The organism is Sphingobacterium sp. SRCM116780 (assembly GCF_021442025.1).
GTDB lineage: Bacteria > Bacteroidota > Bacteroidia > Sphingobacteriales > Sphingobacteriaceae > Sphingobacterium.
The window spans coordinates 1,786,719-1,799,045 of the sequence record NZ_CP090446.1 but is presented as its reverse complement, the minus strand read 5'-3'; the positions used below and the strand labels follow the sequence as shown (position 1 = coordinate 1,799,045).

Below are 12,327 nucleotides of genomic sequence, written 5' to 3'. Positions count from 1 at the left end.
TTCTATCTTTAGTTCTTAATAAAATCTTTTTATACCAATAATCTCACGGACTTCTTTTAAAGTTTTACGTGCAGATTCACCTGCTTTTTCAGCACCCAATTTCGCTACTTTAGCAATATAAGCATCATCGTTGGAGATATCTTCTATACGTGAACGTACTGGCTCGGTTGCAGCAACCATATCTTCAGCCAATTGCTTTTTGAAATCACCGTAACGAATCTGACATGTATTGTAAAGTTCGTCAAAGTGTTGTAAAGTATCAGGAGTAGAAACCACTTTCATCAAATCAAAAAGATTTTGAACAGACTCAGGTTTCGGTTGGTTCATTTCTGTTGGTCCCGAATCAGAAACAGCACGCATCACTTTTTTACGAATCACATCAGCGCTATCTGACAAATAAATACAGTCGGCTTCGCCATTCGATTTACCCATTTTACCTTGTCCAGCTAGACCTGGTATTTTTACTAATTTGTCTGAATAAGTAAAGGCAAAAGCTTCTTTGAAGTAATCAACTTCGTATAGACGGTTGAAACGATTACCGAAAGTTCTGGTCATTTCCAAATGTTGTTCCTGATCTTTTCCTACAGGTACCTTGGTTCCATGATGGATTAAAATATCACAAGCCATCAAAACAGGATAAGTTAATAAACCTGCATTGACATTATCTGGATTGCTGCGTACTTTATCTTTAAAAGCTGTAGCACGTTCAAGCTCTCCCAAATAGGCATTCATATTCATGTATAAATACAATTCTGCGACTTCAGGAACATCAGATTGCACATAGATCGTAGATTTTTCCGGATCAATTCCTGCAGCTAAATATTCCACAATCACCTGTCGAACGGTACCTTGTAATCCGTGAGGGGTAGGGTGGGTTGTTAAAGAATGTAAATCGGCAATGAAGAAATAACAATTATATTCATTTTGCATCTTCACAAAATTGCTTAATGCGCCGTAATAGTTTCCTAAATGTAATTTTCCGGTACTTCTAATACCACTGACAACAGTTTCCATATTGAATGCGAATTTAAGGATAAATTCCTTAAATATCGTTCTGTGAACTTTTTCTTTTGTAGAAAATTGATTAAATCATTTTTCTAAAAGAGAAACTAGACATGAAGTGGTCAAAATCAGTGTATAACAGAAGTCAAAGAGCAAAAGTGTCAGGAGCTTTTTCTATTTGCACCGTTGCTTTTGCTCTTTTTTATGCTATTTATTAACTACACGAAAGATAAGATCAGCAGCCAATTTTGCCGTACGCCCATCGATATCAAAAGATGGATTGAGTTCTGCAATATCTATACTGACTAATTTTTCAGAAGTTATGATTCGATTGAATATACGAAGAAAGAATGCATCAGGTACGACCCCGTTAAAAGCAGTGGCACTCACTCCCGGAGCATAGGCTACTGCAAAAACATCCAAATCTACCGTTACATACAGATGATCGATATGGTCAATAAAAGCATCTATTTGAGCATCTATAGTTTCTTGATTCAGTCCATTAAAATCTTGCGCTTCTATCCATTTTATTTGATTTGCTTGTGCGGCATCAAATAGCACTTGTGTATTGCTGATTTTTTGAATGCCAATAGGAAGATAGTTGATCGGTTTTTCCAACTCTGCAATCTGATAGAATCCAGTCCCTGAAGTTGGTATTTTATGCTTGGGTTGACGCATATCAAAGTGGGCATCGAAGTTGATGATACCAATCCGATTGTTGTAAGCTGCTTTTAGTCCGAGATAGTGTCCAAAGGTAATCTCATGACCACCACCTAGAAGAATCGGAAAACCACCACGCTGCAGGATAAGCTTGACCATAAAACCTAACGCTTCCTGTGCCTCTTCGAGTTGTTTATCAATACACTGAACATCACCAGCATCTATTAATTTGATTTTTTTGTTACTACATACAGGAAGATTAGATAACGTTTTTTTTAACGTCTCCGGTCCTTTAACAGCACCTGATCTTCCTAAGTTTCGTATCACTCCTTCATCAGAAGCGAAGCCTAATAGGACAAATGAACCCTGAAGATCCTCTTCTGTTTTTAAATCGATAGCACGGATAACTTGATGCCAGCGTAAATGTTCTTCCGTTGTACCATCAATTCGACCATTCCAAAGTTGTTGATCGCCTTTGCTGTAGTATTTCCAAGGACTAGTTTCCATATGTATCAAAAAGTTTAGCTAATAGGTGACCATCGACCTCATTTGCTAAGGTCACTTTCAAGGATTTTGTTCTGCCCAATTCTACTTCAATAGCCTGTCTAGCTTCGGGATTCCGAGCCCAAGCACGTCGAGCAATGCCATTATTAACATCATAGAATAACATATTTTCCAATTTCCGTTCTGCATCAGCAGAACCATCCAATAACAGACCAAAGCCGCCATTGATGACTTCACCCCAACCGACACCTCCGCCATTGTGAATAGATACCCAGGTTGCTCCTCGGAAGCTATCACCGATCACATTATGGATAGCCATATCGGCTGTAAATTTACTACCATCATAGATGTTGCTTGTTTCGCGGTAAGGGGAGTCCGTTCCGCTCACATCGTGATGATCTCTTCCCAGCACGATAGGTGCAGTTATTTCGCCACTACGTACAGCGTGATTAAATGCTTTTGCAATTTGAATTCTACCGAGTGCATCTGCATATAGAATTCGTGCTTGTGAACCAACTACAAGTTGGTTTTTATCCGCTTGTTCAATCCATTTAATATTATCGGTTAATTGTTGTTGGATTTCAGGATATGCTGTTGTTTGTAATGTTCTTAAAATCTGCGTAGCGATGCGATCTGTCGTTTTTAAATCTTTCGGATCACCAGAAGTACATACCCATCTAAAAGGTCCAAATCCATAATCAAAACACATAGGTCCTAAAATATCTTGCACGTAAGAAGGATAACGGAAGTTGATGCCATCGGCTGCCATGATTGCTGCACCTGCACGACTACTTTCTAATAGAAAAGCATTTCCATAATCGAAGAAGTAAGTACCACGTGCTACATGATCATTAATAGCTTTTACATGTCTGATTAATGATTCTTGTACTTGTTGTTTAAACTGCTCTGGATGTGCTGACATCAGGGTATTAGCTTCTTCGAAACTTAATCCAATCGGATAATATCCTCCAGCCCATGGATTGTGCAAGGATGTTTGATCGGATCCAACTGAAATATGAATTCCTGCTTCATAAAATACTTCCCAGACTGTTACGATATTACCAATATAAGCGATGGAGATCACTTCTTTCAACTGTATGGCTTGCTTCACACGTTCCAACAGTTGATTGATATCGTCGACTAATACATCTACCCAACCTTGTTGATGTCTTTTACGAGCTGCTGTAGGATTAACTTCAGCACAAACAGTGATGCAACCTGCTATATTTCCAGCCTTGGGTTGTGCGCCACTCATTCCTCCTAAACCCGATGTTAGAAATACTTTACCTTGTATGGTATCATCTTTTGCTAACTGTTTTCGAAAGGCATTCATGACCGTAATCGTTGTCCCATGAACAATACCTTGAGGCCCAATATACATGTAGGAGCCTGCAGTCATCTGTCCATATTGCGTAACACCTAATGCATTAAATCGTTCCCAATCATCTGGTTTGGAATAGTTGGGTATCATCATACCATTTGTGATGACAAGTCGAGGTGCTTCTTTTGATGAAGGAAATAAGCCCATCGGATGTCCACTATACATATGTAAGGTTTGCTCATCTGTCATATTGGACAGGTATTGCATCGTTAGTAGATACTGAGCCCAGTTTTGAAAGACAGCACCATTTCCTCCATAAGTAATTAACTCATGGGGATGCTGTGCAATTGCTGGATCTAGATTGTTTTGAATCATCAACATGATACTGGCAGCGTGTTGACTTACTGCAGGATATGCTGCAATTGGTCTTGCATATAGGGCATAAGTAGGACGGAAACGATACATGTAAATTCGACCAAATTGAAGGAGTTCTTCTAAAAATTCTTGTCCCAATTCCTCATGCCATGCTGCAGGAAAATACCTTAGCGCATTTTGTATGGCTAATTTCTTCTCTTCTTTGGATAATATATCTTTTCGTTTAGGTGCATGACTTACGGTTGTATCATAAACAGCCTTTGCTGGTAAAACGGTTGGTATTCCCTGTCGGATTTCTTCTTTGAACGTCATCGTTGTTCTCCTTTCTGATAGATCATGATTCCTTTTTTCCAAACCTGTTCGGGTTGCATGGTTCCTTGCAAATATGTTATATTTTGATAATTGTCCGTTTTGTAGATGGAGAAGTCAGCCCATTCTCCTACAGCCATTCGTCCACGATCTGTCAAATGGAGTGCTTGAGCTGCTCTAAAGGTAATTGCGGCGAAGACTTCAGCATTCGATAATTTTTCTGCAGTAGCAAGAATTGTTGCTTGTGTCATTAGTTGACCCATAGGAGCAGAACCGGGATTCCAATCCGTTGCAATTGCTAAGCAGGCTCCTTGATCCAATAGTTTTCGAGCAGGAGTAAAGGCACAGCCAATGCCTATCGATGCACCAGGTAAGGCTACAGCTACTGTATTGGAGTTGGCTAAATGTGCAATTTCTATAGCTGTCGATGCTTCCAGATGATCGGCACTAACCGCATTAAATTGGATGGCGACTTGTGAGCCAGCGGTAGAAAATTGATCGGCATGCACCGTAATATCAAATCCCAGCGCTTGTGCTTTGCGGAAATAGGATTGAATTTCTATTGCTGAAAAAGCACTTTTTTCGATAAAAGCATCTATTCTATTGCTGAGTTCCTCCGCTTTTAATACAGGGAAAAGATGGGTTGCCATCTCTGTTAAGTAATCTTCACTAGTGCCTTCATAATCTTTGGGTTTCATATGTGCAGCTAAACAGGTTGGAACGAGGTCAACGGCTACAAAGTCTTGTGCCTTTTTCAGCGCACGAAGTATCTTTAATTCTTCCTGAATGGATAAACCATAACCACTTTTAACCTCTATGGTTGTAATTCCCTGCGACAGTAGAAAATTTGCACGGTCAATAATAGCTGTGATCAATTCCTTTTCACTTGCTGCGCGCGTGTGCTTTACTGTGCTCCAAATGCCCCCTCCAGATTCCGCAATTTCCAAATAGCTCGATCCGGCATTCCGCAAAGCAAAATCATTTGCTCGATTTCCTGCAAAAGCAATATGGGTATGGCAGTCAATATATCCAGGAACACATACTGCATCAGCTTCAATCCGAATCAATTCAGCCGTTGATGTATGTTGTTCTTTTAGTTCATCATAGTCCGTTAGGGCTATAATTTTACCCTTTTCTATCAATATACCAACATGGGTGAGCAGATTGATTTGTTGATCTGAAATCGCTCCTTTTAAAGGAACATGATCCAAGGATAGGAGCTGTTTAAATGGTCCTATTAGTTTTTTATCTAACATCTTAAAAGGCATTAAAATAGGCATGATGTAGTCCGTGATATGGACTGTTTTGTTGATCGGCAATTTCTTGTGCGATTTGGACTAATCTTCCCGATGCAATAAGATCTTGTGCTGCCAAAAGTATGTATTCCATGATTTGATCTTCTTCGACATGGAGAATAACTTTTCTAATTTCTTGATGAATCGCTTCTATAATGGGTGTGGACTGAAGTGGTTTATGAAAATCAAATGCCTGTGCAGCACAAATTAATTCGATACTTAAGATCTTACTGACATTATTGATCACTTGAAGGAGCTTCCGGGATCCGATAGAACCCATACTTACATGATCTTCCTGACCTAATGAAGTCGGGATGCTATCTGCACTTGAAGGAAAACATAAACCTTTGTTTTCGCTAGCCAAAGCAGCGGTACTATATTGCAGAATCATAAAGCCTGAATTTAATCCTGTTTCTTTTAACAGTAATTTGGGTACATTTGGGGTATCACCTTCTAAAGAAAGATACACACGTCTGTCCGAAACATTTCCGATTTCTGAAACAGCCAGGGTTGCATAATCAATGGGCAATGCGATGGGCTGTCCATGAAAACTACCTCCGCTAATCGTCAATTCGCTATTGATGATGATGGGATTGTCAGTAACAGCATTGATTTCAATTTCGATCGTTTCTTTTAAATGCAACCATGCATTTCGAGAAGCACCATGTATTTGAGGGATGCAACGTAAGGAATATGGATCTTGTACGCGCGAACAGTTTCTATGCGATTCGACAATTTGCGATCCTTTCAATAGATTATAAATAGTACTGGCTACATATTGATTTCCTTTATAGGGTCTTAGTTCATGCAGTTGAGCGAAAAAGGGTTTGATAGAGCCATTTAAACCTTCTAACATCAATGTCGCGATCAAATCTGCATTTTGAAGTAGATTTTGCATTTCCACAACAGCTTTCACCGCATGTGCCGCCATAAATTGTGTGCCATTGATCAAAGCAAGCCCTTCCTTTGCGCCTAAAGTGATGGGTTGCAGATTAAACTTTTTAAGTACTTGTGCCGTCTCCATCAGTTGATCTTGGTACCAAACTTTCCCTAATCCTATTAAAGGTAAAAATAAATGGGAGAGAGGAGCTAAATCTCCAGATGCACCGACAGAACCTTGCTTAGGAACTACTGGGGTTATATCGTGTTCAATAAACCATAAGATACGTTCCAATGTTGTCAATTGAACGCCTGAATAACCTTTCGCTAAAGCATGTGCTTTTAATATCAGCATTAATTTTGCTAATTCTTTATCAATAGGTTCTCCAACACCTACGGCATGACTTTTTAGAATATTTTCTTGCAGTTTCTTAGTGTCCGCAGGATTAATTCTGGTTGTGCAAAGTGGGCCAAATCCTGTATTGATGCCGTATACTATTTTCCCAGAATCCACAATTTCCTGAACGTATTGGGCACTTTGTTCAACGCTTTTTTTTGTTTCTGGAGATAATTCAGCTTGTATGGCTCCTTGTGCAAGTTGGATGGCTAGGGAACTTGTCAATTGATCGATACCGTATTGAAATTTTTTCATGTTGTTTTTCATTGGGATGTATGATATGGCTGTGTACGTTTTTCAACGGCGTAAATGAGCTCGTTAGACACGGTTTAATTTATTATTAAAGGCATTGCTGTTGTCTTAGTGGTTTTCATCATGATCATGCTTTCTTACTTTTTTCAATGCTGTTCATGAACGCAATCTATGAGAGCAGATGCAAACCATTATTCTTTACCAATGGAACATTCATGCTGTTTTTCTTATGTTATTTCAAATTTAACGCTTACATTTAATAATTATAAATACCAATTTCATCAATAGTTGATTACTATGAGTTATCAAATAGAACTTCGGCATCTCTATTATTTTAAAGTTTTGGCAGAAGAATTACATTTTAGGAAAGCTGCGGAGAGACTTTATATTTCGCAACCTGGATTATCTCGACAGATCAAACAGATGGAAGAGATTTATCAAGCGACATTATTTGAAAGGGGTAAACGATCGGTTCGATTGACAGGAGCGGGGAACTACCTGAAAAAAGAAGTGGATATTATTTTTACACACATGGATAAAGTACAACGGGAGCTTCGTGTGCTGGGAGAAAATAAGGTGACAGAACTACGGTTAGGTTTTATTGGTTCGGCAGTACAATCCATTCTGGCCAAAGTGTTGGTGACGCTGAAACACGATTTTCCTTCCATCGAAGTGGATCTGCAGGAACTTTCTAACGAAATGCAGGTTGCTAAGGTGCTCAAGGAAGAACTTGATTTTGGACTTGTTCGATTGGATGAGCTACCTAAAGGATTGAAGAGTATACCCGTAATCAAGGAACATTTTAGCTTGGTGGTTCCGCATGATTACACGATTCAGAAAACCAATTTTTCCTCTTTAAATGATTTCAGAAATGAACCGTTTATTCTTTTTTCAAAGGATTATAGTCATTCTTATTTTGATTTGGTCATGAGTATTTTCAGAGATGCAGGATTTGAACCAGATGTGGCATTAAGAACAGTAAATGCCATGACCATTTTTAATTTGGTAGAACAAGGTTTGGGTGTTGCAATTGTTCCAGCCTCTTTAAAAAAGGGGTATACTTCTAAAGTAAAATTTATTGACCTGCATCATATACCCCAAAGAACAACTTTATCGTTAATTTATAATGCCAATGTTCATCATCCTGGAATAGATTTATTTTTGAATGTTATTCAAAAGGAATTGACGGATAAAATATCCAGTTGATTCCAGATACAAAATATTCAATGATTACGGCTGTATTTGGTTTATAACAATGGTTGATTGGGTTTAATGTCCGCTATCGACTAATACATAACCAAAAAATTTACGAAATGATTCTGGATTATCGACTGTCCCACGTTCCGAAATTAATTTAATATGGATATTATTGTTCTTCGCTTTTACTTTAAATTCATCTAAGTACTCAATGATGTCGTAATCTAATATTTTGGTTTTACGAACATCAAGCTCTAAATAAGAACCTGGCGCCAAGCCATCCAATTCTTTTACGATTGCACCTCTATTCACAAAAGTGACTTCTTCCGCGAAGTTCATATGAAAAACATTTCCTTCTTTCACTAGCATCACATGTGAATTATTGTAGGATTTAATTAAGGAAACAACAACAGCGACAACTAGACCGACAATGATGCCCTTTAATAGATCTGTCGTTAATATCCCAATCACTGTTACGGTAAAAGGTATTAATTGATCTTTTCCTAATTTCCTCATATCAAGAAATTGTTTAGGATTTCCAAGCTTATATCCAATGACTAATAAAATAGCTGCTAAAACAGCATTGGGGATTAAATTAAGGAATGTGGGTATGGAAATGATACTAAATACAAGTAATAACCCATGAAATATGGTGGATAATTTGGAAACACCACCACTCATGGCATTCGCTGATGAACGTACAATAACTTGTGTCACAGGTAATCCACCTATTAAACCGGATAGAGAATTTCCTATTCCTTGCGCAATAAGTTCGCGATTAGTAGGGGTTTGACGTTTTAAGGGATCTAATTTATCCGTAGCTTCAACAGATAGTAAGGATTCTAATGAAGCAACAATTGCGATCGTAAATGCAATTTGCCATACAGATGGATTGAATATACCGTTAGCAAAATCAGGTACTGTAAATTGACCAATAAAATCAACAACATTTTGAGGAACAGGAACTTTTACCAGTAGATCTTGATCAATAGAGAATACTTCGTGATTGGACTCTCCAATGGTAACTTGATAAAGAATACCAACCAGAACAGCAATTAGAGAGCCTGGTAGTAATTTAAAAAAATTAGACTTTTTCCCAAGAAAATTATCCCATATAATGAGTATGAATAGTGAAATAAGGGTGATAATTATAGCCCCAGGTGTAATGAATGCAGCATCAAAAGTTTTAAAGGAAAACTCTTCGGTATATCCAAATGCTAAAGGGATCTGTTTGATAAAAATAGATATACCAATGGCACATAGCATACCTTTAATGACGGATGAAGGAAAATAGTAACCAATAACACCAGCCTTCAATAAACCGAGTATAATTTGTATTAAACCTGCAATGACAACAGCGACTAAGAATATGTTATACGATCCTAAATCAGTAATAGCTGTATATACGATCACAACTAAACCAGCGGCTGGCCCTGAAACACCAATCGGAGATTTAGAAATAATCCCGACAATGATACCGCCTATAATTCCTGCAATAATGCCAGAAAATACAGGTGCTCCACTAGCAAGAGCAACGCCTAAGCATAAGGGTAAAGCAACAAAAAAAACGACAATACTTGCGGGTATGTCTTTTTTCCAATTTTGTAGTAGATTCATAAGACAGTTTAATTGGTGGATTTAACATCTGCTTCTTTAGTGTAACTATCGTTCCTGTTTTATACAGAAAGTATGGATTAGTGACAATACTAATTTGTTTACTTTTTTTAATCACAATTTCAAGTAAAGCAATCGTTAATTTCCTCCCAACTAAATTGTTCATCGGGTTTCTACCCTTAAGTTGAATATGATCGTGACGATTAACCCATGGCAAAATTTTATATAGTTGGTTTTTATTGATCTTGAAAATTGTAGTTTTTTTCTGTTTGTTGTACGTTGTTAATCGATAATGTCAATTCTTTTTGGAATTTTAATATTTCTTGTTTTTTAAGAAAATACTTTTGCAATATTAATCCTTGATAATGATGAATAGCTGAAAATAGAAGAGATAAATTTTCATCATTATAGGTGTCTATATAAAAATAGGATAAGGTATTTTCAAGATACTTCTGTAAAGATTCTTTGTGTTCTTGATCAATTTTATCAGCTAGAAGAGGTGTTTCCAATAGAACTTTAAGTCTGGTTTTAAGTTTTATTTCAAGATGTTGTAAATCTACAAGATAAGATGTGATCTCATTAAATGCTGTAGTCTGGAAAATAAATCTCGTATTTTCTATAAGTTTCGCATATAGTTCCAATTCCTCTACATTTGCCTGATCTATTTTAGCAAATTCATAATACAAAGAAAACAACTGATCTTCCTTGTTTTGATCCTTAGCAACTGTATAATAATAGCGAAAGACTTCTTCGTTGTTGTTGCTGATGGTCAACTTCTTTTTTTCTATTTCCTTTTCCACCTGTTGTAGGATTACAGAAGCTTCTTGGACAGGATATTTAGTTTGATCATAATCAAAAGATTTTATTTTAATTTCACCGTCTTGAATGGCTAATAAGGCCTCTTGATCATTTTTGAGTGAAGAAAGTTCGTAAATCGTTTCAATTCTTTGGTCACTGAAGAGTTGTTCTGGACTAGAATCAAAGGATGATTTGTCTACGTAAGCAAGTTTTTCTATGACTGGATTATTATTATCATAAAATCCATTAAACATCGCATCAAAAGATCCTTCTTCGATTTCTTTTATAAAATCAGTTGAAAATTGTTCCAGACTTAATTCTTTCGGTAATTCAGTATATTGAATCTGTTCAAAAATCCTGTCTGAAATTTGTTTCGCTACGTGGGCATTATTTGCAAATAATTTTATTGCAGGTGAATCATCTATATTACTTTTGACAATGTTTAAGCTATCTAGTGCTTTAATGCGGTCTTCATCTGAAGGGTGCGAAGCCCATTGGTTCTCAATATTTAGTTTTGATTTGTTGTATTTTTTAATCTGATTTAATCCAATATCTGGAAACATTCCGGACATCGCATACTTATATTTCTTAGCAAAATATTCGATCACAACGAGTTGTTCTTTATATAAGTTTTCGCTTTTTAAATTTTGTTTTATCTGTGTATCATAGTAATTTAATACATGATCTAAAGCAAAACTGGAGAAACTCAATCGCAATAAAGATTCTGATAAGGCTTTTGATCCTGCGACATGAGCTGCGATTTCATCTGCATGAAACTCCATCTCGCGAGATAATGCCATGTAATTGATATTGATATAAGAATATAGTTTCTCCAATATTTTCTGAATCCCTCTAATAATAGACATCGAAATACGAATAAATATAACGGCATATCCATTTATTGAACTCCATTGTTCATTCATTTTGTTGATGGATTCATTTTTGTATAGCATGTTATATATAATTTCATTTACATTATAAACATAGCTACCGACTTTCATGCTCTTCTGAGAAAAGTGACCAAATTCATGTGCAAGAATCGCCTTTAATTCCTGTTGAGTAACAGAGTTGACTAATCCTATTCCGATTTGAAGATTTTTTCGAATGGGAAAGAACATGCTCCAAAAATTTGAATCATAAAATACACAGGCATTTACATCATAAGATAAGTATACTTTTTTAGGAAATTTTGTATCAACTTCTTTGACAATTTCAGCAATGAGCGCAAATAATTGTGGTTCGTCGATGGCGTTGATTTCTGTTAAATTGCTAATATCTCTTTTGGATGAAGCAAAAATAAATTTGAGAAGATAGAAGAGTATGGTGAATGCAGAAGCAATCAATCCTAATCCTAGTCCAAGGGTTAAGATGTTAGGTATGAGTCTGATAATCCAAATACCTCCATATATACAAGCTGCTGTCAAACCAATTGAAAGTGCGAATAACAATAGATAAGTGATGATAAAAACAAATATGGAAAAAATAGTCTTTTTTGTCTCTTTCTTAAAATTGACAGAAGTTTGAACTTTCATAAATATAGGCCTAATAATCAAAGTGAAAATAATTAAAATATTCAAAACTTGAAAATGAAATTTAACTGTTCTGTGAATACATTGACTCGCTTTTTAGATCATTCTCTTTATCGTTATCTGTTCTGTTTTTTATCTAACTTTATTTAAGTTGTTGATTTTTAGAGATGAATGTGAAGAGGAGATGTTTAATCA

The 12,327-nt window shown here is 36.5% G+C and carries 8 protein-coding genes; 1 reads left to right on the top strand and 7 read right to left on the bottom strand.

Features of this window, described 5'->3' with window-relative positions; translation table 11 throughout:
- Positions 1 to 15 precede the first annotated feature (15 nt).
- The 5 genes from trpS to hutH form a co-directional block, all read right to left on the bottom strand.
- Positions 16 to 1,014, bottom strand: coding sequence for a tryptophan--tRNA ligase (gene trpS / locus LZQ00_RS07875; protein ID WP_234514416.1), 999 nt, complete (start codon positions 1,012 to 1,014; stop codon positions 16 to 18).
- 195 nt (positions 1,015 to 1,209) lie between these two features.
- The gene (gene hutG / locus LZQ00_RS07870; protein ID WP_234514415.1) at positions 1,210 to 2,169 is read right to left on the bottom strand and encodes a formimidoylglutamase; all 960 of its coding nucleotides are present in this window, start codon (positions 2,167 to 2,169) and stop codon (positions 1,210 to 1,212) included.
- On the bottom strand, positions 2,159 to 4,174 hold the full coding sequence (locus tag LZQ00_RS07865; RefSeq protein WP_234514414.1) for a urocanate hydratase: 2,016 nt from the start codon (positions 4,172 to 4,174) through the stop codon (positions 2,159 to 2,161). Before LZQ00_RS07865 ends, hutG begins: the two co-directional genes overlap by 11 nt.
- Positions 4,171 to 5,427, bottom strand: coding sequence for an imidazolonepropionase (gene hutI, locus LZQ00_RS07860; protein WP_234514413.1), 1,257 nt, complete (start codon positions 5,425 to 5,427; stop codon positions 4,171 to 4,173). The genes LZQ00_RS07865 and hutI overlap by 4 nt, the downstream gene beginning before the upstream one ends.
- 1 nt (position 5,428) lies before the next feature.
- The gene (gene hutH / locus LZQ00_RS07855) at positions 5,429 to 6,997 is read right to left on the bottom strand and encodes a histidine ammonia-lyase (protein ID WP_234514412.1); all 1,569 of its coding nucleotides are present in this window, start codon (positions 6,995 to 6,997) and stop codon (positions 5,429 to 5,431) included.
- A 294-nt stretch (positions 6,998 to 7,291) separates the two neighbouring features.
- On the opposite strand from hutH, the gene LZQ00_RS07850 reads away from it, so the two are divergent.
- Complete coding sequence (locus LZQ00_RS07850) at positions 7,292 to 8,200, top strand: LysR family transcriptional regulator (RefSeq protein ID WP_234514411.1); 909 nt, start codon at positions 7,292 to 7,294, stop codon at positions 8,198 to 8,200.
- 63 nt (positions 8,201 to 8,263) lie between these two features.
- On the opposite strand, the gene LZQ00_RS07845 is transcribed toward LZQ00_RS07850, so the two are convergent.
- Together LZQ00_RS07845 and LZQ00_RS07840 are read right to left on the bottom strand one after the other, a co-directional pair.
- On the bottom strand, positions 8,264 to 9,808 hold the full coding sequence (locus LZQ00_RS07845) for a SulP family inorganic anion transporter (protein WP_234514410.1): 1,545 nt from the start codon (positions 9,806 to 9,808) through the stop codon (positions 8,264 to 8,266).
- A gap of 233 nt (positions 9,809 to 10,041) precedes the next feature.
- Positions 10,042 to 12,135 (bottom strand): M48 family metalloprotease, encoded by a 2,094-nt coding sequence (locus LZQ00_RS07840; protein WP_234514409.1) that lies wholly within the window; start codon positions 12,133 to 12,135, stop codon positions 10,042 to 10,044.
- Positions 12,136 to 12,327: the final 192 nt, after the last annotated feature.